The following is a 21,977-nucleotide window of genomic DNA, read 5'->3' as shown; positions in this document are numbered from 1 at the left end:
CATGCTGGCACGCCTGCATGGCAGCCACCGCAGCCAATATCCAAATCCACTGAAGTTCCACGCCGGGCAGATTGTTGAACTTGGCGTGCGCGATGAAGAATGGCCTGCCTTCGCCTGGGTGAAAACCGACGAAGGCAGCGCTGGCTGGGCACCCGTGGCATGGCTGCAACCATTGGATGATGGTCGCGCCGAAGCCCTGCGCGATTACAGTGCCCGGGAACTGGATGTGGATAGCGGCGAACAGGTGCGGCTGCATCACGAACATGGCGGCTGGTGGTGGTCCGAACGCGCCGATGGCGCGCAGGGCTGGGTACCGGCACGCGAACTTGAATTGCTGGAAGAGAACTGCACATGAGCCAGACCAAAAGCTTCAACCTGCCCGACCTGGGCGAAGGCCTGCCGGACGCCACCATCGTGGAGTGGTTCGTCAAGGAAGGCGATGTAATCAAGCTGGACGAGCCGCTGGTGTCGATGGAGACCGCCAAAGCGGTGGTGGAAGTGCCTTCGCCGGTGTCCGGCAAGATACTGAAACTGGCGGGCGCGCCCGGTGACATCGTGGTGACCGGCCACATGCTGGCGCACTTCGAGATCGACCCGAACCTGCCGCAGCGTGCCGAAGGCCAGGACACCGGCCATCACCACGGCGCACCGGCACCGGCCGCCCCGGCGCCGGCACCGGCTGCAACACCGGCGCCAGCTACTGCTGCCGAACGCGCCGACGAAGGCACCGTGGTAGGCGCAATGGTCAGTTCCAACGCCGTGCACACCGAACAGGCCGTGGCCGTCGGTGGCGTCAAAGCGATGCCGGCGGTGCGTGCGATGGCACGCAAGCTGGGCGTTGATCTGACCCGCGTGCGCGCCACCGGCGCCGAAGGCGCGGTGACGATGAATGATGTGAAGCAGGCTGCCGAAGCTGGCACCGCGAAGGTTGGCAGCGCTCCCGCTGCCGTACCGCAGGCGGTCAACGCACCGGCACCGGTTGCGCGCGCCGAAGCCACCCGCACCCCGCTCTCCGCTGCCGGCAAGCCGATGCGTACCGCGCCTCCGGGCGTGGTCGCCAAGGGCCAGCCGGAACCACTGAAAGGCGTGCGTCGCAATATGGCGCGGGTGATGGCCGACGCGCACAGCAAGGTTGTACCGACCACGCTGAACGACGATGCCGACATCCATGCCTGGGCACCGGGCAATGACATGACCTCGCGCCTGGTGCGTGCCATCGTCGTCGCCTGCCAGACCGTGCCGGCCATGAATGCCTGGTTCGACGGCGACAACCTCACCCGCACCCTGCATGCGCAGGTCGATATCGGCATTGCCGTGGACACCGACGACGGTCTGTTCGTACCGGCATTGCGCAATGCCGACATGCTCGATGCACGCGGCGTGCGCGAAGGCATCAATCGTCTGCGTCAACAAGTCGAGGATCGCTCCATCGCCCCGTCCGAGTTGAGCGGCTATACCATCTCGCTGTCCAACTTCGGCATGTTCGCCGGCCGCTATGCAACGCCGGTCGTCGTACCGCCGTGCGTGGCGATCGTCGCTGCCGGCCGCGCGCGTTTCCAGCTCACCCCAGTGATGGGCGGCGTGGAAACACACAAGGTCATCCCGCTGTCGGTCACTTTCGACCACCGCGCCTGCACCGGCGGCGATGCCGCCCGCTTCCTGCGCGCGCTGATCGACGATCTGGCACGCGCGAACTGAGCGAACCGTTTTGAAGCAAGACATGAGCCCGCAGCAATGCGGGCTTTTTTTATGTCGACTGCATCACTTTCAAGAGCACCGATACGAGCGATTCATCGCGAACGAACAATTCCGCTGGCATGCTTGCGCACTTAACAACACAACACACAGGAAGTACGCATGGGGATGGTGACAGGGATGGTGGTCGGCGCGGTTATCGGCCTGGGTGCATTGAACGTGATGGCATTGATGGCCAAAAACAGTGGCCGGCCGTTCGACCAGACAACGCTGACCAGCGATGAAGATGTGCTGGGCAAGGTCGCCGCATGGGCACAGACCAACGGGTATTACCTGGACAACGAAACCGGCCAGACCCTGCGGTATCGCAAGGGCAAGGGCTTCCTGACGTCGCCGATGTTCCTGGAAGTCACTCGTGACGCTAATCGCTATACGTTCCGCAGTTACACCCGCATCAACGGCCTGATCATCAAGGGCGACATGGCGCTGAGCGGCAGCACCTTCGTTGCCAAAGTGCCGCGCTCGATGGCCCGCAAGGCGCAGAACGTGCTGTTCACCGAACTGCACGCGCCCCCCATCGACTGATACACCAGCAGCCCGCGGCAGGACCGGGCGTTCCACCCTCGGCACTACCCTGTTTGTCACGGCCATTTGCAACGGCCGGCGTTACCCTACGCCGGCCGGCCACAAACAGGATTGGGTGAATCCCCATGAACGCCTGGATCTGTACGCAATGCGGTGAACGCAATGGGGCCGACGCGCGCCAGTGCTGGCGTTGCAGTACGCAGGCGGATGGCTCCCCTGCCGCTCCCGAAGCGAACCAACAGACGCGCAACGGCCCATCAACGCGGCAAATGGAATGCTCGCGCTGTCCAGGCACGACGATGGATTTCATCGGACGCCGTCGTCTCCAAGAGGACACACAGGCGATGCCGTTCCTGCTCGGTGATCTGGGCGAACTGTTCGTCCATGGTGAAGCATTCGACCTGTATGCCTGTGCCTCCTGTGGCAAGGTTGAGTTGTTCCTTTCCCGCACACCCTACTGACGATGCGTAACCCACGCCGGCTCATCGTGTTGTTCGTGCTCGTCTACGTCGTCATGCTGTTTGGCGGCGCAGCACTGAAGCCGGGCTACTCGGCACTATCCCAGTACATCAGCGAACTCGGCGCTACCGGCAGCGCGCATGCGCGGTTGATCAGCATCGGCGGCTTCATTCCAGTTGGCGTGCTGGCCGCGTTGCTGCTGTGGGCAATGGCTGCACGCGTACCCGTGTCCGGAGTCAGCCGTGCCGGCTATTGGTTGCTGCTGTGCGAGCCATTGGCATGGGTCGGCTCAGCCCTGGCGCCCTGCGACCTGGGGTGTCCGCAAGTGGGCAGTCTGTCGCAGGCACTACACAATCTGCTCGGCGTATTCACTTTTCTGGGCACCACGCTTGGCTTGTTGCTGCTGGCCACCACGCCGCAGATGAAACGCACCACCCGCTTGCTGTGGATCGCACTGGCGATCGCCTGGCTGCTGCTGTTCGTGCTGATGGGCGCACCGCCGCTGCATGACTGGCGCGGGCTGCTGCAACGCCTGGCCGAATGGTTGGTATATGGCACGCTGAGCATCACTGCATGGCGGCTGGCCTCTCCTGCAAGCTCGCTCACCCCGGAATAAACTGCACCTCCACGCTTCCGGAGCAACGCCATGAGTCACCGCAGCCGTTTGGCCGGTTTCATCATTGATTGTCAGGACACCGACAGCGACCGCGCCGCCACCTTCTGGGCCGCCGCCTTGGGGCTGACCGTTGAGCCGGGCTACACAGAAGAAGACGGCGCACAGTACACCGGGCTACTCGGCGCACCGGCCGGCTTGCATGTTGAAGTGCAGCGTGTCGACCACGCTTCGCGCGTACATCTGGATATCGAAGCCGATGACATCGATGCCGAGGCCAATCGGCTCGAAACACTGGGCGCCAAACGCATCGCCTTCGTCAAACGCTGGTGGGTGATGGAAGCGCCCACGGGGCATCGCTTCTGCATCGTGCAGATGAAACACCCCGAGCGCGGTCCTGCGCCCACCATCTGGGAGTAATGCTGCCAGCAGGCGGATAATGGCCGGCATCTCTCTGCAATCGGAGTTGCAACGATGCCTTCCTCTCCCCTCGCCAAGGCGCGCGTCCTGGTTGCCGGTGGCAGCCGCGGCATCGGCCTGGCAATCGCCCGCGCCTTTGCAGAAGCTGGCGCCCACGTTGGCATCTGCGCGCGCGATCCGCTTGTATTGCAGCACGCCGGCATTGCGTTGAAAGACGCCGGCGCAAGCGCCGTGCATATGCAGCCCTGCGACCTTGCCGACCCCGCACAGATTCAGCACTGGGTGGACGCGGCCGCCAGCGCGCTCGGGGGTATCGACATCGTCATCAACAACGCTTCCGGGTATGGCAACGGCAACGACGATGCCAGTTGGCAAGCCGGCTTCGATATCGACTTGATGGCAGCAGTGCGCACCAATCGCGCCGCATTGCCGCACCTGCGCAACAGCGCGATGCCGGCCATCCTCAACATCAGTTCGATCAATGCCCTGGTGCCAACACCGCGCGCGGCGGCATATTCGGCCGCCAAGGCTGCACTGAATTACTACACAACATCGCTGGCGACCGAACTGGCGCGCGAACGCATCCGCGTCAACGCCATCGCCCCGGGTTCCATCGAATTCCCCAATGGCCTGTGGGACCGACGGCGCAGCGAGGAGCCGGCTTTGTACGAACAGATCCGCGCCAAAATTCCGTTCGGCGGTTTCGGCGAGGTTGATGACGTAGCGCGCGCAGCCGTGTTCCTGTGCTCACCGGCCGCACGCTGGATCACCGGGCAGGTGCTGGCCGTGGACGGTGGGCAATCGCTGCCCACCTGAGTTTCTGCAGGGGCAGTGTCAGCTGCAACACTGAAAGTGCGTCCAACCACGCATACAACTGCAATTTCGCATCAGTTGATTGCGGGCTACACATTGCCGGGAGCCGTGATGACTTTGCGTCTGATTCCACTCCTACGCCAGTTGGGCGGATCCAATCACCAGCACACCCGGTTTCGGATTCAACGCGGCTTCGACCAAAGCATCGGCAATACGCGCGGCCGGATTGATCCGCCACGCACGAGGCAACACCGGCGCCAAGACCCCCAACACACGGCTGGCCAACTGCTCACCCGGCCGGGGTTCAGCCCGCTCGCCACCAATCAAACCCGGCCGCACGAAGGCCAGTGATGCAAAGCCCAGCGCACGCAGGTCGCGTTCAAGCTCGCCCTTCACCTGGTTGTAGAAGAACCAGGACCGCACGTTGGCGCCCATCGCCGAGTTCAGTGCGAACACGTCACACCCCTGTGCCTTCACCGCCCGCGCGATCGCCAGCGGGTAGCCCTGGTCCACCTGCCGGAATGCCTCTGGCGACCCGGCCTGCTTCATCGTCGAGCCCAATGCACAGATGGCTGCATCCACCTGCCAGTCCGCGGTTCCGGCCGGCAGTGCCGCAAAATCCATGACCGGGTTCAGCAGCTTCGGTGCGGTCTGGGTAAGCGCGCGCCGGGTCGGGGCGATGACCGCGCTGCAGCGCGGGTCGGCCAGCAAGCGCCGCAACACCTGTGCCCCCACCAGTCCGGTGGATCCGGCCAGAAGTACTCGCATGTGCCCTCCTGTGTTCTATATAAGTTCAAGGCGGCCCTCACCTTGCCGATAATGGAGCCTTGATACCAGCCCCGGAACGCGCAGCCGCGCGCCCGCTCTCCCGCCCGGACCCTCCCGCAATGGTCGACAGCAACGACATTCCTCCTTCTGGCAGCGCTGGGCTGGGACGCATCCTGTCCCGTCGCGCAGCGCCGCAGGTAATGGCGGAAGCACCGGCACCGGCGGGGAGTGGCGGCATGGCCATGCTGCAACGCCTGTTCGTCGGCGGCAACGCGCCCGAGCCGCTGCTGCATGCCTTCGCCCAAGGCATGTGCACGCTGCCTGGCGAGTTGGGTGACATGGGCCAGCGCCTGCACAGCGCGCATGGCGACCAGGACTGGGACCGCTATGGTCGCCTGCTGCGGCAGTTGATCGACAAATACATCCGCACCATCGAGCTGGACCAACCCAACACCGGCAACAGCGAGGCCGAGCGTCTGCGCGACATGCTGGGGCATACGCTCGGCGCGGTGTTGGCCCCGCTCATGCAGCACTCGCCAGAACTGGAGCACCAGGCGCAACGCATGGGTCAGGAGCTGCGCGGCTGGCGCAGCGGCCAACCGCTGGAACCGGTGGCACAGCACCTGCGCGAGTTGTGTCATCAAGTGGGCGTGCGCAGTGACGGCATGCAGGAACAACACGACCTGCTGCTGAGTCTGTTCGACATGCTGCTGGAGAACATCACCGAGCTGCTCGACGGCGAGAGCTGGCTGCAGGGTCAGATCCGCAATGTGCGGCAACTGCTGACCGGCACGCTGGACACCGGCTCGCTGGAGCAGACGCGCAACGACCTGCGCGAGGTGATCTACCGCCAAGGGCTGCTGCGGCAGGGCATCACCGAATCCAAGCAAGCGATGAAGCAGTTGATGGTCAGCTTCCTCGACCAGGTGGATGGCATGGCCATCGAAACCGGCGAGTACCACGACCGCGTTGCCAGCTACGCCATTGCCGTGCGCCAGGCACGCAGCATTGCCGACCTCAACCAACTGCTGCAGGACGTGCTGCAGGACACCGTACGTGTGCAGGCACAGGCCGCTCGCGCGCGCGACCACCTGGCCAACGCCCGCGCCGAAGCCAGGGCCGCCGAACAGCGCGTGCAGCAGCTAGAGCGCGAGCTGGAAGACGTCGGCAGCCAGCTGCGTACCGATGCATTGACGGGCGCCTTGAACCGTCGCGGGCTGGAAGAGTTGTTGACGACAACGATGCGCGATGCAGATGCCCCGCTCACTGTCGCGGTGCTGGACCTGGACCACTTCAGCCAGACCAACGCCAGGTTCGGCCATGCCGGTGGAGACCGTGCATTACGCCACCTTGTGGCCATCACACAGATGCAACTCAGCAGCCAATGCCATATAGCGCGCCTGGGCGGTGATGAGTTCGTTCTGGTTTTTCCAAACCTGCACCAGCTGCAGGCCAATGCTCTATTACGTCGCCTGCAGGAATCGTTCGCTCAACGCCCGTTCCTGCACGAGGAACAACGCGTGCACGTGCGCTTCAGCGCGGGCATTGCGCAACGACATCCGAATGAGTCTTCAGAAGGTCTACTGGAGCGAGCGGATCGCGCCCTCTATGCAGCCAAGGAATCCGGCCGCGACCGCATAAGCACCGCTGACTAGATCAAAGCGGGCTCTCCTCGGCTGGATGCTCCACTGCCACGAGTCTTTCCAGAGCCCTGCCGTGCCATTCCACCGGCACGGCAAAAATGCACCTGCATTTCGACTTCAGACCCGGTCCTCCGCCGATGACGGGAAGCAACCTGCAACCCTGGAGCGATGGCCTCCTTCGCACCAAAGTCGAGGCCGCTACGAGATTCTATTTGATCGGTGTGGCGAATCGCTCCGCTGATCGAAAGTATCTCTGAACATCGACCGCTCTACCAACATCATCAATCGGGAGCTGCTGAGGTATATGGCGCGCTCATTTTCAATCGCTTTACTGCGCCGGAGATGTCCGTGTCGTAGCTCTCACAGAAGTTACGGGTATCAATGCCATACCTCTGCATGATCGCCATGGTCGGCACCCATACGCCTGCCGACACAGTCTCGGAATAATCGCCTGTCATGTCGTTGAAAGAGAATGACGACACTCCACCCACGCCTTCTCGCCGCATGACCGCGAGTGAATCGGCGAGCAGTGCCTGATCCACTCCCACACTTTCATAAAACTCACGCTCCATCTTCTGAATCCGCCGTCCCCATGCGCCATATTTCTCAATCAGGCCGCGATCCTTATCCTCGATCAACATAACCTCGATTGAGGAGTCAATATCCAATGTCGGTGAGCCATGCCATGCCACAAGCCCGCCACAATTCACCTGGGGTGCCGGCGATGCGATCAAAAGATAGTTCGCACAGCTAGAAAGACAGTGACTTTCCACCCGTACCTTCGGCTGATGGCGTCGCATGTCCTCGGCGATCATCAACGCCGGCATGGCCGATCCTCCGGGACTTTGCAATATCACCGATGAATAGCCACCCTGCGATGCGGCGAGATAGGAATCATAGGAATCCCCATCAATCGAGCCTTGAAGCCGGATGGTTTCACTGTCGATTCGAGCCCACTGCGCACTGCATTCCGGGCTGAATGCAGGCAATATCAGGGCAAAGAGAATTGCTGGTTTCACTGAGAGCTCCTCCAAAGAAAACGGAGGCCCCGAGCAACGGAGCCTCCATCGAATATCACTTCTCTACGCTTACCGAAGCAGTCCAGTCTTTCGTCACCGTTGTCGTCGTCGACCCGTCAGGGTTATTGGTCGTAGTTGTGGTCGTTGTCTTTGAAACTGATACGGAACCCTTTACTCCCCCATAAACAGCTTGAACTTCCCCACCAGTCAATTCACGCATTCACTTCTCCTTGAACTTGCACAACCTCTGGCCCTTGGTTGCAACCCCTCCTTGTGACGATCTCAGCTGATCGCACCGACAGCCTTAGAGAGGGCCTGATTGATCGCTGCAACCATCGGACCATCGGTACAACTTTTGCCATCTGCACTCATGGAGACACCACCCGTAACCAGATCCACCTCAAATGCGCTCAATGGACTCATTGAAATCCTCTCCTTTAAAGCTATGCACGCCTGTCTTCACCGGTGTGCCCTGTTATTTGGTTGACCTGGGATAAACCAGCCAATCACCCACCCTGCGGAGCAACTCTTTGCGAAGCGCAACGCATGGCGCGACATCAACTTATGCGCTCCCTACGGGATGCGTAGATAGGGATATTCTCTGGATGCTCATAGGCAAGATCTGATAAATGGAGTCCCCGAGAAGAATCTGGGCATGCATGACTCAGTGCGCAGCGATCTTCCGCAGATTGACTGACGGCGAACTCCCAGCCCGAACCATTGGCGCAGGCCATGGACCTTGAACTTACTGCCAACAGAACGCGCCGGCTCCGGGAATGCGAGGAATTACAGCGATCGGGCGATCCTTTCTCTATTGATCGAGCCATGACTGTGATATTCCCCGCACTGGTGCGAATCACTTGTGCATGGACATCCCCGTGACTGCCACTGACGCCACTATCGACCTGCAGCAACGCTTTGCGCGCTTGCTGGCCCAGCATCAGGGCATCGTGCTCAAGGTGGCGCGTGCCTGGACCCGCGACATTGATGACCGCCAGGATTTGATCCAGGAGATCAGTGTGCAGGCCTGGCGCGCCTTTCCCACCTTTGCGCCGGAGAAAGCACAGTTCAGCACCTGGCTGTACCGGGTGGCGTTGAACGTGGCCATCTCCCAGCAGCGCGGCCGGCGTCTTCGGCAGCGCCACCATGCCGATGTCGAGCCGGGCTACATCGAACAGCTCGCGACCACCTCCGACACTGCCGAGGATGCCGCACAGCTTGCCCAGCTGCATGCGCTGATCCACTCGCTGCCACCGATGGATCGTGCGCTGTTGTTGCTGCATCTGGACGACTACAGCCATCAACAGATTGGCGAAGTGCTCGGCATCAGTGCGAGCAATGCCGCCACCCGCCTGCACCGCCTGCGCCAGCAACTACGGCAACAGGCCAACCCTACCCCGAACGCACGAGGTTGATGCGATGGAACTGGAACAACTCAAAGCCGCCTGGGCTCAGCAGGCGCAGCGTATCGACCAGCTGGAAGTCGTCGCCCTGCAGGCGTGGCAGCAACCGCGCCAGCGCGATATCCGTCACCGGCTGCGCTGGTTCAGCGGCGTGCAGTTGGCGTGGCTGCTGGTGTGGATTGCCGTCACCGTGATGGCGGCCGGCTTCTGGATTGAACACCGCCAGGTGCCGCAACTGCTGCTGACCGGTCTGGCTTTCCACGTCTATGGCATAGCCGCGATCTGGGTGTCGATCACCCGCGCGATGCTGGCGATGCGTGTAGACGCCGCCAACGTGCCACTGCTCAAGCAATTGACACGGCTGGCGCAACTGCGGCGCTTCACCGCCCTCACCGAGCTGGCGCTGGGCCTGCCGTGGTTCTGCCTGTGGCTGCTGGCGATGCAGTGGCTGGGCGTGCAGTGGCTGGGCGTGGATCTTTACGCGATGGCGCCACGCTGGTTTGTGAGCACGCTGGGCTTCGGCGTGGTGGCGATGCTGGGCAGCATCGCGTTTGCACGTTGGGTACTGAAGCGCCTACCTGAAACACATGCGCTGCAGCGCCTGCTGGACAGTCTTTCCGGCTGCTCCCTGGCACGCGCGCAGCAACAGTTGCGCGAGTTGCAGCAGGGCTCGCCGTAAACAGACGTTACAGCGACAGGAGCGGCCTGAGCCGCAAAGCAACTGAGGGCCAGACCCTCGCTGAGGCTTGGCCGCGCCGTCGGGCGAGGCCGTCAGCGTCGCGGCTTGCATAGGGCTTTACGGCGTCGGTGCGCGCTTCCAGATTTCACGCTCTACGCGGCGCTCGCCTTCCCAACGTTCCAGCGTCCATACATCGCCTTGCAGCGTGTAACGAAATTCATAGCTACCGCCGTTTTCCAATGGGTAGGAGGCCATCAGCGGCGTTTCCACATAGCGGCCGGCTTCCGTGCGATAGGTGCCCGAGCCGCCGGCCCAGAACTTGCCGTCACTGGTGGTGGTGAAGGCGAACTGGCCATCGGCCAACAACTTGGTGCCGGCCAGTTTCTGGCTGGCGTACGCCACTGGCACGCCCTCTTTGTTGATGAATTCACCGGACTGCAGCTGCCAGGCCCCCTGCAGCGACGGGGCTTCGTCCGCGCGGGCACAGAACGCAGCAGCACCCAACACAAGCACACTCAGACAGGCACGCAATGACATCGGCAACTCCGTTGTGATGAACAGCCGGCATTGTGCGTGGTGCCCGCGTTTGCAGACCAACACCGGTACATCGGCAACCTTTGGCTCAGGCAGGCCGATATGGGGGCGGTATCATTGCCGCCATCCCTGAAACGGCAGCAGCAACGTGCAGACCATCCTGACCCCGGTATCGATTGGCGAACTGATCGACAAGATCACCATCCTTGAAATCAAGGCCGAGCGCATCACCGATGCAGCCAAGCTGGCCAACGTGCGCACCGAGCTGGACGGGCTGTGGCCGCTGTGGTTGGAACAGCAGACCGCACGACCGACGCTGGGCGCGCTCAAGGACCAGCTCAAGGCAATCAACGAGCGTATGTGGGACATCCAGGATCGGCTGCGCGACAAGGAAGCGGTGCAGGATTTCGGCGCGGAATTCATCACCCTGGCACGCGGCGTGTACGGCACCAACGGCGAGCGCGTGGCGGTGAAGAACGACATCAACCGCGTAGCGGGTTCGGCGTTGGTGGAAGAGAAGCAGTATCAGGGCGAGTGAGGGTTGCTTTCGATTCCTTCTCCCACGCGGGGAAGGTAGCCCGAAGGGCTGGATGAGGGAGACGCTGCGGGTTCTCCATCAAGGCGCGTGGCGACGCGTTCGTCATCGCGACGTCTGAAGCTGAGGCGCCCCTCCCCCCTCTCCCGCAAGGCGGAAGAGGGGCTTAAAGCGGAAGGCTTCAAACTGCGTTAGAACGCTACCTGAGCCCACAAGCCGGCTTCATGGCTTTCCAGTTTCTTTTTCACCGTTTCCTGCTCCACGCGCTTACCGACCATGGCCAGGCGCAGGTGCTTGTTCGGCTTCCACTCCACGCCAACCTGCTGATAACGCTCGCGGGTGCGCGGGTCGATGTCCAGACTCATGCGGGTTTCATCAACGCGGGCGAACACCGCGTACTGCGGGGTGAACTGGTAGCTGCTCCAGGCGGACCAGCCACGCTGGTCGTCGCTTCCCGGCTTGGTGATGCGGGTCCAATCTTCGGCGCGGAAATACTGCCCGCCCACCCGTGCACGCTCGCCGACCCAACTGGCCATCGCATTCCAGCGCTGCGCGGTGTGCTCGTGTGGCAGGTCACCTGAATCCTGCGCGCGGGTGCCCCGATAGCCACCCATCGCCAGTTCCACGCCCTTGGCCGGGGCCCAGCCGACACGGGCTTCCACATCCGCACGGTTGCCCAGCCGTGGCTTCTGGAAGCCACCACCGGTTACCACCGAAGCGGCATAGACGAAATCACCGCGGCTGTATTGGCCGTGCACACCGTAGTCGGCAGGCGTGCCCAGCTTGGTGCGGGCGATCAGGCCGGCATCCACATAACGGAAACCCTCGCGCACCGATTCCTGTGCGATCCAGGGCGTCGGCGCGTTGCCCAGCCGCAGCCAGCTGCCTTTGCCGAAACTGCGCTGCAGATAAGCATGGCGCAGCCACAGGTCGCTGGCGTCGCTGTTGCGCAACCACTGCACGTCGGTGGTCACCTGTGCTGACCAGCGCGCGTTGAAGCGGTGGTCCACGGTGATGAAGGTCCGCTTGAGGTCCATCGCCAGGCCTTCGTCGGCGGTCTGCACGCCGTCGCGATCCAGCTGGCTGGCGTTGACGAAAATCTGCGCCGACACCTTGGTGGCCGGTGCAGCGTCTTGGGCGTGGACCAATACCGGCAGGCAGGCCGCGGCCAATGCGACGGCCAGCGTGCCACGGGAAACAAACTGCATCACTACTCTCCTGGAGCCAGCGCTTTGCCGGCGTTGTGCGATCAGTAACGGGCGTCTTTGGGTTTCTTGTCGCGGGGCCAGTCATTGGCCTTGCCCGCGAAGTCGGGCCGTGGCTTTTTGATGAAGTACTCCGCCACGTCCACCGCATCCTGGTCGCTCATCACGCCCTGCCCATATGGCGGCTCGCGGTTCACGCCCAGCGGCATGTTGTGTTTGACGAACCCGGCAGCCTTGTACAGACGGGCCATACCGGCACCGATGTTGAACGAGGCATCCCCCCATAGCGGCGGGAAGAGGTATTCATTGAACTGATCTTTCATGCCCTCGCCGTTGTCGCCGTGGCAGCTGGCGCACTGGGCGGCATAGATCACCTCGCCCCGCGCCATGTCCGGCTGCAACGAGGTATCGATGGGCCCTTCGGTCTTGCCCGACACCTTGGCGCCCTGCGGCACACCGGTACCCAGCCAGCGCATGTAGGCGAGCATTCCCTGCATTTCCGGCGAATCCACCGCCAACTTGGTTCCGTTCATCGAACGCACGAAGCAGCCGTTGATGCGCTCGGGCAGGTCAATTTCCTTGCCGGGGCGCGGCATGTAGCGCGGGTAGCTACTGCCGGTGTTGATGTAGTGGTTGCGCAGCGCGAACTTGCCCTGCGCCATGTGGCAAGAATTGCAGTTCAGGCCATTGCCGACGTTGTCCGGCAACAGGCGGGCAGTGTCGCTGAGCAGACGCCGGCCCAGCATCACGGATTCGGCATTGGCCAGCGCGGCAATCTCCTCGGCGCTGGGCGCGAGGTAATGGCCGATCACCGTGCCCTGCTTGTCGAGGATGTCCATCGACACCGGCGCGGGAGCGTCCAGATTGGGATGCTCATGTGCATACCAGACTGCCGCACCGGCGCTGCCGGCCAACACCACCACGACAGCAGCAATCATCAGTTTGACGTTCATTGCGCGGCCTCCTCCGGCAGGTAATGCACGGGCTTGTCAGCCACCACGCGGCGCATGCGCGCGATATCGTCAGCACTGACCGCACTGGCATGGTTGCCCCAGCCGTTGCGGATGAACGTCATGATCTGCGCCAGCTCTTGGTTGGATACATGCGCAAAGCCGGGCATGGTGAAGGCCATGCGGTCATGCGGCGTATGCGGTGTGGCACCGCCGGCCAGCGTCACCTGGATCAGCGAGCTGGGGTCGTCGGCGAACACGATGGAGTTGCCCGCAAGCGCCGGGTAGATACGCGGCGCCCCCTTGCCGTCGGCGCGGTGACACGCCTGGCAATGTTCCGAGTAAGCCAAGGCGCCGGGCACGCGGTAGTCACCGTTGCGCAAGGCGTCGGTGGTGAGATCCTGCTTGGGCCGCCATTGCTGCGCGTGGCCTTCGCGTGGCGGCAGTTGCTTGAGGTAATGCGCCATCGCCTGCAGGTCGTCGGCCGTCATGTGCTGGGTGCTGTGCTCCACCACGTCGGCCATGCCGCCAAACGCAGCAGAACGCTCGGTACGACCGGTACGCAGAAACTGCACGATTTCGTCTTCATTCCATGACGCCAGGCCCGTGCCTTCGTCGCGCAGATTCTTGGCGTACCAACCTTCGAGTACCGAGCCGGACAGGAAGTGGCGGCTGTCGTCATCGCTCAGTGCCTTTTCCTGAAATGCCAGGCCACGCGGCGTATGGCAGGCGCCGCAATGCGCGAAGCCTTCCACCAGGTAGGCGCCACGTTGCGCGCTGGCGTCCAGCGACGGATCAGGCGTGTGAGTGCGCGGCCGCGCGAACATCAACTGCCAGTACGACAACGGCCAACGCATGCTCGCCGGCCACGGGATGGTTGACGCGGCGTTGTCCTGCGCCACCGGCTGCACCGATGACATGAAGTACGCATAGAGCGCCTTGATCTCGTCATCGGAACTGATCATGTACGACACGTACGGCATGGCCGGATACAACGGTTGGCCGTCGGCTCGGATGCCGCGACGCACCGCACGCTCAAAATCGGCATAGCTGTAGCTGCCGATACCCTGCGCGCGGTCCGGGGTGATGTTGGTCGAATAGATCGTGCCCATCGGCGTCTGCATGCCCAAACCACCGGCATAGGGCTTGCCGCCCGGTGCGGTGTGGCAGGCGGCGCAATCGGCGACGCGTGACAAATACTCGCCGCGCTGGATCAACTGCGGATCATTGATATCCACCGTGGCGCGCTGCGGCGGTGCAAACCACAATGGCGTCGAACGTGCGATGCCATACGCAGCTGCCGCACCGACCACCATCACCAGCACTACTTTTGAGAACTTTCCCATTGCATCTTTTCATTTGAAGCTGACCCATTGTCAGAGGGCCTGCCAGCCGCCGCCCTGATCCAGATCAATAGCCACGCAATTGGCAGCGGGGCGGCACATCGAACGGGCGGCGCAGATGCAATAGCGTGCCGTGCCAAGCGCGGCAAGGCTTGCCAGCACCGCATGTCGCAACGCTCAGTCACGCAACAACAAAAAAGGCCAGGCAATGCCTGGCCTCGTACTTTTGGGTTGTTGCGTGCTTCAGCCGGCGGCGATGGCGCTGCAGAACTGTTGGCGGGCTTGCAGTACGACGGTTTTCATCGAAAGGCACTGCGGGCAAACCCGTTCCAGCACCTTGATGACCGGCTCATACACCGCCTTGCATTTGTTGCACTGGACCCTTCCAGTCGTGTTGGCTTCCATAAGCCTCCCTCTTCTTTCCATACGAACCTGCAGGATATGAGGGCCATCACACGCGATTTCAAGCCATGTAGCTGAACGAACCGGTTATTGCAGCATGCCCATCACATACAGCAGCACCAACAACGCCAACACCCCCGACAACACCGCGAAGAATATTTTCCACGCGCTGTAAGGGCGTTCACCGGCAATTTCCCCGGTATAGCCGTTGCCCAACACCTGGAAACTGCGCGAGCCGTAGGTGTAACTGACCAGCCATACCGGCACCAGAATGTGCTTGAAGGTGCGGTTGCGGTAATCGCCATGCACCTGCAGGTTGCGATAGGTGTCGCCGGGCACCTGCTCGGCACACAGCGCGCGCGTCTGCGACTGCATCTGCGCTTCGCCCTGCTGTGCGGCCTGGCGCAGATCCACCTGGTAGCGCTCCACCGTCCAGCCACGCACGAACTCGGGCGAGTACGGCTTGAGATCGCTTGTCGTGGGGAAGTTGCCGATCTTCTGCAGCAACTCCGGATGCACACCCACCGTGCCCGGCACCAGTTCGTCATCGAAGAAGTGCTGCAGCGAACCCGATGCCGGTTCCCAGCGCGTGCGTTGCTCCTGGCGAGTTTGCGTGTTGCCCTGTGCGTCGCGGTAACTCACGGTGACGTAGTAGTGGTAACCGGCTTCGGCAGTCCAGCGCGCGTCGACGTTGGCGTCAAATGTCCAGTACGGCAGGTACATGCCCTTGAGCGTATCGGTCAACGCAGCGGTCTTGAGCCGGCTTGGCGCAAACCAACGGTTGCCATACCACTTGCGAATCGCATCGCGCACCTGACCGTCGCTGATGCGGAACGGCAACAGGCTCTGCGGGGTGATGGCATCGCCCAGTGATTCATGCGCGATGATCGACGGCGAGCCGCAGAACTCACATCGGTCGGCCACCTTGCCGTCCACGAACACTGAAATGGCGTGGCAACTCTGGCATTGCACTTCACGCGGCTGCGCACCGTAACCGCGCTGTGCCTGCGGGGTGGCGGCCATGCTCTGCAGCATGCCCAGCACACCTGCCTGCTTCGCATCTTGCGGCGGCAACGGTGGGGGTTGCGCGTCTTGTGCCTGCATGCGCGCAAGCGCGTCGAGCAGATCCTGCTCGACCACGCCGACACTGCCATCGCCCACGGCTTCGGCCGCCTCTGACAACGGCACGATGGTGCCGCAGTACGGGCAGGCCAAGGCCTGCTTGGCCGCATTCCATTGCAGATCCCCGCCGCATTCCGGGCAGGGATGCTTACCCACTGTCACTTTGCCCATCAGCCGCGCAGGAACTCTTCAAGTGCGGAACGGGCAATGCGGGTGGCGTTGCCGATCTTGCGGGCTTTCAGGTCGCCGGCCGCAATGGCAGCCATGACGTCCTCCACCGATACCGACAACGCCTGCGCTGCCTGTTCCGGCGTGAGTACATCAAGCGTGGCAGCGGCATCACCGGCCGCCGGCAATGGCGGCGGGCCCGACGGTGCAGCGCCAGCAGCAGGAGCAGCCCCTTGCATGCTGCGCATCATCTCCTGCGCCATGCCAAAGCCCATCGCCATTTGTGCCGGCACTGCAGCCGCTGCGGCACCTTCGCCGCCCTCGCCCATGCCATGGCCCATCTGGTATTTGACGTAATCGTTGAGATTGCCAATCGCGGTCATGCTGGAACGCTTGTCGATGGCCTGTTCCACTTCCGGCGGCACGGACACGTTTTCCAGAATGAAGCTGGTGATCTCGATGCCGTACTTGCCGGTCATGGCCGGGTTGATGATCGGCAGCAGGGCTTCGCCCAGTTCCGAGTAACGCGTGGCCACATCCAGCGCAGGCACGCCAGCCTTGGCCAGCGCCTCGGTGAACACGCTGACGATGCGCGAACGCATGGTGTCGGCGAACTCGTCCAGGCGGAAATTCTGGTCGGTGCCAGCGACTTCCTTGAGGAATTTCGGCGGATCGACAATGCGGAAATCGTAGGTGCCGAACGCACGCAGGCGCACCACGCCGAAATCGGCGTCGCGCATCATCACCGGGTTGGACGTGCCCCACTTGTTGCCGGTGAACAGGCGTGTGTTCAGGTAATAGACGTCGCACTTGAACGGCGATTCAAAGCCGTACTTCCAACCCAGGATGGTCGACAACACCGGGATGTTCTGGGTGCTGAGGGTGTGCTTGCCGGGGCCGAAGAGATCGGCGTACTGGCCGGCAGCGACGAACTGCACCATCTGCGACTCACGAACGATCAACTGCGCGCCGTTCTTGATCTGGCGGTCGTCATCCGGCCAGCGGTAAGACAGGGTGTCACGCGAGTCATCGGTCCATTCGATGATCTCGATCAGTTCCTTCTTGATGAAGTCCAAAATGCTCATGGCGGTTCCCCGGAGGACAGAGCGCCGATTCTACGTCGAGCGGCTGCACGTCGCCGAGATGACACCGCGCATACAGGCAACGGTGCAGCATGGCGGAAATGTCGAGGTTGCCGGAGCGCGCCATGCGGATACTCACACTACTTCTCACTACCCTGTTCGGGCTTGCCCTGGCGGTCGGTGGTACGCGGCTGCTGGCCTTGCAGGGCAGCCCGTTCTACCTGTTCAGTGGCTTGCTGCTGTTGGCGGTGGCCTGGGGGCTGTGGCGGCACCGGCGCTGGGCGAGCTGGCTGTATGCCGGTTGGCTGTTGGTGCTGCTGGCATGGTCGTTGTGGGAAGCCGGCCTGTACTGGTGGCCGCTGGCTACCCGCCTTGGCGTGCCGGCGTTGTTGGGGCTGCTGATCGCACTGCCGGCGTCGCGCCGCTCCAGCCCGCATGGCTATACCGGCCCGGCTGGCTGGCCGGTGCTGCTGTGTACCCTGCTGGTGGCTGCAGTGGCCTTTGCCGGTATCCCACGGCATCTGCATGAAATAGACGGCCAGCTGCCAATGGACATCGTCAACGCCGATGCCTCACTGGGCGACGACGCCCCGCCCCCGGGCGAATGGCATGCCTACGGTCGCAGTGACTACGGCCAACGCTTCTCGCCACTGGAGCAGATCACCCCGGCCAACGTCGGCCAACTGCAACTGGCCTGGCAGATGCGTACCGGCGACATGCGGCTGCCTGAAGACGTGGGTGAAACCACGTATGAAGTCACCCCACTGAAGATCGGCAACACGCTGTATTTGTGCACCCCGCACAGCCTGGCCATCGCCCTGGATGCGGATACCGGCAAGGAGCGCTGGCGCTTTGATCCGGCTGCAGGCATGGAGCCGCAGCGTCAGCACCAGACCTGCCGTGGTCTGTCGTACTTCGTTGATCCAGTGACGCCGGCTGCGCCAACAGCAACCGCTACCTGTGCCTCGCGTGTCTTCCTGCCCAGCGCCGACGCCAAACTGCATGCGTTGGATGCCCAGACCGGCCAGCACTGCACGGACTTCGGCAACAACGGCGTGCTGGACCTGCTGCACAACATGCCGTTCAAGCAGCCCGGCTATTACTACTCCACGTCACCGCCATTGGTCGCCGGTGGCAAGGTGATCGTGGCGGGCGCGGTCAATGACGACTACGCAATCGACTCGCCATCCGGCGTGATCCGCGCCTACGACGTGCACACCGGCAAGTTGGTATGGAACTGGGATTCAGGCAACCCCACCCAGACCGCGCCACTGGACCCGAACAACGCCGCGCAGACCTACACCGCCAGCTCACCCAACAGCTGGGCGGTGGCCAGCGCCGACGAAGCGCTGGGGCTGGCGTATTTCCCGATGGGCAACCGCACCCCGGACCAGTTGGGCATGTACCGCTCTCCCGCCGAGGAGCAATACGCCTCGTCGGTGGTGGCACTGGACCTGGCCACCGGCCAGGTGCGCTGGGTGCACCAGTTTGTGCACCACGACCTGTGGGATATGGACACCCCGGCACAACCCACGCTGGTGGATCTGGACCTGCCACAAGGCCGCACGCCCGCGCTGGTGGCACCTACCAAGCAGGGTGATGTGTATGTGCTGGACCGTCGCGATGGCAGCGCCTTGCTGCCAGTCAACGAACGCCCGGCCTCGCAGCATGTGGATATCCCCGGACAGACCGCCTCACCCACGCAGCCGTACTCGGCATTGAGTTTCGAGCCCAAGCCGCTGCGTGAGGCCGACATGTGGGGCGCCAGTCTGGTCGACCAGATGCTGTGCCGCATCCAGTTCCGCACGCTGCGCTACGACGGCCGTTACACCCCGCCAACCCTGCAGGGCAGCCTTATCTACCCCGGCAACTTCGGCACCTTCAACTGGGGCAGCGTGGCGGTGGACCCGCGCAGGCAGGTGATGTTCGGCATGCCAACCTACTTGGCCTTCGTCTCAAAGCTGGTGCCAAAGAATGAAGCCAGTGGCCGCCAGATGAACAAGGGCGAGCATGGCCTCAATGAAAACAAGGGCGCCGACTACGCGGTGGAAATGGCACCCTTCATGTCTCCCTTGGGCGTGCCCTGTCATGTCCCACCGTGGGGCACGGTGGCGGCGGCGGACCTGCGCACTGGCAAGATTGCCTACCAGCACCGCAACGGCACCATCCGCGATCTTTCGCCACTGCCACTGCCCATCCGTATCGGCGTACCGGGCATTGGCGGACCGTTGCTGACCGCCAGCGGCGTGGCCTTCATGAGTGCGGCCACTGACAACAACTTCCGCGCCTATGACCTGGCCAACGGCAAGGTGCTGTGGGACGTGCGCATCCCCGCCGGCGGGCAGGCCACACCGATGACCTACCTCAACACCCAGGGTGAGCAGATGGTGCTGCTGGTGGCCGGTGGGCATGGCTCCACCGGGACCAAGGCGGGCGACTATGTGCTGGCGTATACGCTGAAGAAGTAGCCGCGAAACCGCGAGCAAGCCTCCCTTTCGCACGACGAAGGGGAGGCTTGGTGAGGCCTGCGTTTCGCCAGCAACCTCGCCACGCCCCTTACCCCAGGGTCAGCCCAGATCCATCTGTGGCACGTCGTACCACTGTGCCAACGGGAAGCGCTGCATTACCCACTCACGGATGAAGTTGCGGCTGTCTGCGGCAATCACTTCATCAGTGCTGTCATCGCGGCTGTTCCATGCCACGCCATGCAGCGCAATGCCGCGCGCGGCTATCGCCTCCAACGACAGCAAGGTGTGATTGATGCTGCCCAGGCGCCCGGACGTTACCAGCAACAATGGCCAACCGTGCTGGGCGACGTAATCAATCGTCAACCGCTGCTCAGTCAACGGCACCATCAGGCCGCCGGCACCTTCCAGCAGCACTTTTTCATAGCGCTCGCACAGCCGCGCCGTCGCTTGTTCGATGGCGGCAAAATCCAGCGTGCGTCCTTCCAGTCGTGCCGACAGATGCGGCGAGGCCGGATAGGCGAACAAGGCCGGCATCGTGGTGCCATCGCGGTCTTCGTCGAACAAGCCCGTGCCCATGATGCGACGGTGCAGCAGGATGTCATCGGACGCACCCACACAACCGGTCTGCACCAGTTTCTGGGTGATGACGTGCTCGCCCTGCTCTACCCATTGCCGCGCCAACCAGCCGGTCACCACGGTCTTGCCGATTTCTGTGTCGATGCCGCTGACGAATATCACCTGCCCGCTCATGCGCGCATATCCTCTTCTTCCAGGCTTGCCACCAGCGCGACCATGCCATCGCACAGCTGCTGCAGCTGTGCATCGTTGATCACGTACGGCGGCATCACGTAAACCAGTCGGCCGAACGGACGAATCCAGATGCCCTGCTCCAGCATGCGTTGCTGGATGCGGTCCAGCCGCAGCGATGCTGTCAGCTCGATCACGCCAATCGCACCGAGCACCCGCACATCGGCCACCTGCGGCAACGCGCGTGCGGGCGCCAACCGCGCGTGCAAGGTCTGTTCGATGGACGCCACTCGGCCCTGCCAGTCCTGCGACAGCAGCAGCTGCGTCGACGCCAACGCCACCGCGCAGGCCAACGGGTTGCCCATGAAGGTCGGGCCGTGCATGAACACACCCGGCTCACCGGCGGCAATCACATCGGCGATGTCGCGCCGCGTGATCGTCGCGGCCATGGTCATGTAGCCGCCGGTCAACGCTTTGCCGATGCATAAGATGTCCGGCGTGACCCCGGCATGTTCACAACCGAACAGGCGTCCACTTCGGCCGAAGCCGGTGGCGATTTCATCGCAGATCAACAGCACAGCGTGTTCGCGACACAGCCGCGCCAGCTCACGCAGGTACTGCGGGTGATAGAAGCGCATGCCGCCTGCGCCCTGCACGATCGGTTCGATGATGAAGGCAGCCAGCTCATCGCTACGCTCAGCGAACAACTGTTCCACCGGCGCGATATCCGCCGCATCCCATTCGCCGTCGAAGGGCGTCTGTGGCGCCGGCACGAAACACCGCGAAGGCAGCGACGCACCAAACAAACCGTGCATGCCATTGACCGGGTCGCACACCGACATCGCGTTCCAGGTATCACCGTGGTAGCCGGAGCGCGTGGTGGCGATGTTGTTCTTGCGCGGCAAACCCCGTGCGGCTTGGTATTGAATGGCCATTTTCAGCGCCACTTCGACCGACACCGATCCGGAGTCGGCATAGAAGATCGCATCCAGCGGTTTGGGCACGATCTCCAGCAGCAGCTTGCCCAGGGCGATGGCCGGCTCATGGGTCAAACCGCCGAACATCACATGCGACATGCGCCCGAGCTGGTCGATGGCCGCCTGATTCAGCAGCGGATGGTTATAGCCGTGGATGGCGCACCACCACGAGGCCATACCGTCGATCAGCTGCGGGCCGTCTTCCAGCTGCAGCAGCACGCCATCGGCACGCGCCACCTTGAGCACTGGCACAGAACTGCCCAGCGCGCTGTACGGGTGCCAGAGGTGCTCCTGGTCGAAGGAATCAATCAACATCGTTCATCAATCACACCGCGGAATGGGCGGCT

24 protein-coding genes are annotated in these 21,977 nt (G+C 62.9%); 12 read left to right on the top strand and 12 right to left on the bottom strand.

The window, feature by feature from the left end; translation table 11 throughout:
• Position 1: 1 nt before the first annotated feature.
• From PAN08_RS17165 to PAN08_RS17135, 7 genes are all read left to right on the top strand, one after another.
• Positions 2-355, top strand: a complete 354-nt coding sequence (locus tag PAN08_RS17165; RefSeq protein ID WP_269792739.1) for an SH3 domain-containing protein — start codon at positions 2-4, stop codon at positions 353-355.
• Positions 352-1,698, top strand: coding sequence for a dihydrolipoamide acetyltransferase family protein (locus tag PAN08_RS17160; RefSeq protein WP_269792738.1), 1,347 nt, complete (start codon positions 352-354; stop codon positions 1,696-1,698). Before PAN08_RS17165 ends, PAN08_RS17160 begins: the two co-directional genes overlap by 4 nt.
• A 159-nt stretch (positions 1,699-1,857) precedes the next feature.
• A complete protein-coding gene (locus PAN08_RS17155; RefSeq protein WP_269792737.1) occupies positions 1,858-2,280 on the top strand; it encodes a hypothetical protein in 423 nt (140 codons plus the stop codon).
• Between the two features lie 299 nt (positions 2,281-2,579).
• The gene (locus PAN08_RS17150) at positions 2,580-2,741 is read left to right on the top strand and encodes a hypothetical protein (RefSeq protein WP_269792736.1); all 162 of its coding nucleotides are present in this window, start codon (positions 2,580-2,582) and stop codon (positions 2,739-2,741) included.
• A gap of 2 nt (positions 2,742-2,743) precedes the next feature.
• On the top strand, positions 2,744-3,355 hold the full coding sequence (locus PAN08_RS17145; RefSeq protein WP_269792735.1) for a DUF998 domain-containing protein: 612 nt from the start codon (positions 2,744-2,746) through the stop codon (positions 3,353-3,355).
• Between the two features lie 30 nt (positions 3,356-3,385).
• The gene (locus PAN08_RS17140; RefSeq protein ID WP_269792734.1) at positions 3,386-3,772 is read left to right on the top strand and encodes a VOC family protein; all 387 of its coding nucleotides are present in this window, start codon (positions 3,386-3,388) and stop codon (positions 3,770-3,772) included.
• A 54-nt stretch (positions 3,773-3,826) separates the two neighbouring features.
• Positions 3,827-4,588: an SDR family NAD(P)-dependent oxidoreductase gene (locus tag PAN08_RS17135; RefSeq protein ID WP_269792733.1), complete on the top strand. Its 762-nt coding sequence runs from the start codon at positions 3,827-3,829 to the stop codon at positions 4,586-4,588.
• A 132-nt stretch (positions 4,589-4,720) separates the two neighbouring features.
• On the opposite strand, the gene PAN08_RS17130 is transcribed toward PAN08_RS17135, so the two are convergent.
• Positions 4,721-5,353: an NAD-dependent dehydratase gene (locus tag PAN08_RS17130; protein ID WP_269792732.1), complete on the bottom strand. Its 633-nt coding sequence runs from the start codon at positions 5,351-5,353 to the stop codon at positions 4,721-4,723.
• 119 nt (positions 5,354-5,472) lie between these two features.
• Between PAN08_RS17130 and PAN08_RS17125 the strand changes: the two genes are divergently transcribed.
• Positions 5,473-7,008, top strand: a complete 1,536-nt coding sequence (locus PAN08_RS17125; RefSeq protein ID WP_269792731.1) for a GGDEF domain-containing protein — start codon at positions 5,473-5,475, stop codon at positions 7,006-7,008.
• A gap of 269 nt (positions 7,009-7,277) precedes the next feature.
• Here PAN08_RS17125 and PAN08_RS17120 read toward each other — a convergent pair whose 3' ends face one another.
• Positions 7,278-8,015, bottom strand: a complete 738-nt coding sequence (locus tag PAN08_RS17120) for a hypothetical protein (RefSeq protein WP_269792730.1) — start codon at positions 8,013-8,015, stop codon at positions 7,278-7,280.
• Between the two features lie 282 nt (positions 8,016-8,297).
• Positions 8,298-8,438, bottom strand: a complete 141-nt coding sequence (locus PAN08_RS17115; RefSeq protein WP_269792729.1) for a hypothetical protein — start codon at positions 8,436-8,438, stop codon at positions 8,298-8,300.
• Between the two features lie 443 nt (positions 8,439-8,881).
• On the opposite strand from PAN08_RS17115, the gene PAN08_RS17110 reads away from it, so the two are divergent.
• Together PAN08_RS17110 and PAN08_RS17105 are read left to right on the top strand one after the other, a co-directional pair.
• Complete coding sequence (locus PAN08_RS17110) at positions 8,882-9,430, top strand: sigma-70 family RNA polymerase sigma factor (protein WP_269792728.1); 549 nt, start codon at positions 8,882-8,884, stop codon at positions 9,428-9,430.
• A 4-nt stretch (positions 9,431-9,434) separates the two neighbouring features.
• On the top strand, positions 9,435-10,097 hold the full coding sequence (locus PAN08_RS17105; RefSeq protein WP_269792727.1) for a hypothetical protein: 663 nt from the start codon (positions 9,435-9,437) through the stop codon (positions 10,095-10,097).
• A gap of 117 nt (positions 10,098-10,214) precedes the next feature.
• On the opposite strand, the gene PAN08_RS17100 is transcribed toward PAN08_RS17105, so the two are convergent.
• Complete coding sequence (locus tag PAN08_RS17100) at positions 10,215-10,634, bottom strand: hypothetical protein (protein ID WP_269792726.1); 420 nt, start codon at positions 10,632-10,634, stop codon at positions 10,215-10,217.
• Between the two features lie 145 nt (positions 10,635-10,779).
• On the opposite strand from PAN08_RS17100, the gene PAN08_RS17095 reads away from it, so the two are divergent.
• On the top strand, positions 10,780-11,169 hold the full coding sequence (locus PAN08_RS17095) for a DUF6165 family protein (RefSeq protein ID WP_269792725.1): 390 nt from the start codon (positions 10,780-10,782) through the stop codon (positions 11,167-11,169).
• 188 nt (positions 11,170-11,357) lie between these two features.
• On the opposite strand, the gene PAN08_RS17090 is transcribed toward PAN08_RS17095, so the two are convergent.
• From PAN08_RS17090 to PAN08_RS17065, 6 genes are all read right to left on the bottom strand, one after another.
• Complete coding sequence (locus PAN08_RS17090; protein ID WP_269792724.1) at positions 11,358-12,374, bottom strand: hypothetical protein; 1,017 nt, start codon at positions 12,372-12,374, stop codon at positions 11,358-11,360.
• Between the two features lie 41 nt (positions 12,375-12,415).
• A complete protein-coding gene (locus PAN08_RS17085) occupies positions 12,416-13,324 on the bottom strand; it encodes a c-type cytochrome (RefSeq protein WP_269792723.1) in 909 nt (302 codons plus the stop codon).
• Positions 13,321-14,667: a cytochrome c gene (locus PAN08_RS17080; RefSeq protein WP_269792722.1), complete on the bottom strand. Its 1,347-nt coding sequence runs from the start codon at positions 14,665-14,667 to the stop codon at positions 13,321-13,323. Before PAN08_RS17080 ends, PAN08_RS17085 begins: the two co-directional genes overlap by 4 nt.
• A gap of 240 nt (positions 14,668-14,907) precedes the next feature.
• Complete coding sequence (locus PAN08_RS17075; RefSeq protein ID WP_269792721.1) at positions 14,908-15,069, bottom strand: hypothetical protein; 162 nt, start codon at positions 15,067-15,069, stop codon at positions 14,908-14,910.
• Between the two features lie 84 nt (positions 15,070-15,153).
• Complete coding sequence (locus tag PAN08_RS17070; protein WP_269792720.1) at positions 15,154-16,359, bottom strand: hypothetical protein; 1,206 nt, start codon at positions 16,357-16,359, stop codon at positions 15,154-15,156.
• Positions 16,359-17,441 carry an SPFH and helix-turn-helix domain-containing protein gene (locus tag PAN08_RS17065; protein WP_269792719.1) on the bottom strand — a complete coding sequence of 361 codons (1,083 nt, stop codon included), beginning with the start codon at positions 17,439-17,441 and terminating at the stop codon, positions 16,359-16,361. The genes PAN08_RS17070 and PAN08_RS17065 overlap by 1 nt, the downstream gene beginning before the upstream one ends.
• A gap of 122 nt (positions 17,442-17,563) precedes the next feature.
• Here PAN08_RS17065 and PAN08_RS17060 point away from each other — a divergent pair, with 122 nt between their 5' ends.
• Entirely contained in the window at positions 17,564-19,906 is a 2,343-nt protein-coding gene (locus PAN08_RS17060; RefSeq protein WP_269792718.1) for a glucose/quinate/shikimate family membrane-bound PQQ-dependent dehydrogenase, read from the top strand.
• A 99-nt stretch (positions 19,907-20,005) separates the two neighbouring features.
• On the opposite strand, the gene bioD is transcribed toward PAN08_RS17060, so the two are convergent.
• Complete coding sequence (bioD, locus tag PAN08_RS17055; RefSeq protein WP_269792717.1) at positions 20,006-20,656, bottom strand: dethiobiotin synthase; 651 nt, start codon at positions 20,654-20,656, stop codon at positions 20,006-20,008.
• Complete coding sequence (gene bioA, locus PAN08_RS17050) at positions 20,653-21,945, bottom strand: adenosylmethionine--8-amino-7-oxononanoate transaminase (RefSeq protein ID WP_269792716.1); 1,293 nt, start codon at positions 21,943-21,945, stop codon at positions 20,653-20,655. The genes bioD and bioA overlap by 4 nt, the downstream gene beginning before the upstream one ends.
• Positions 21,946-21,977: the final 32 nt, after the last annotated feature.

The sequence above is a fragment of the Stenotrophomonas sp. Iso1 genome (assembly GCF_027497995.1).
Classification (GTDB): Bacteria; Pseudomonadota; Gammaproteobacteria; order Xanthomonadales; family Xanthomonadaceae; genus Stenotrophomonas.
This window is presented reverse-complemented; position numbering and strand designations above follow the sequence as displayed.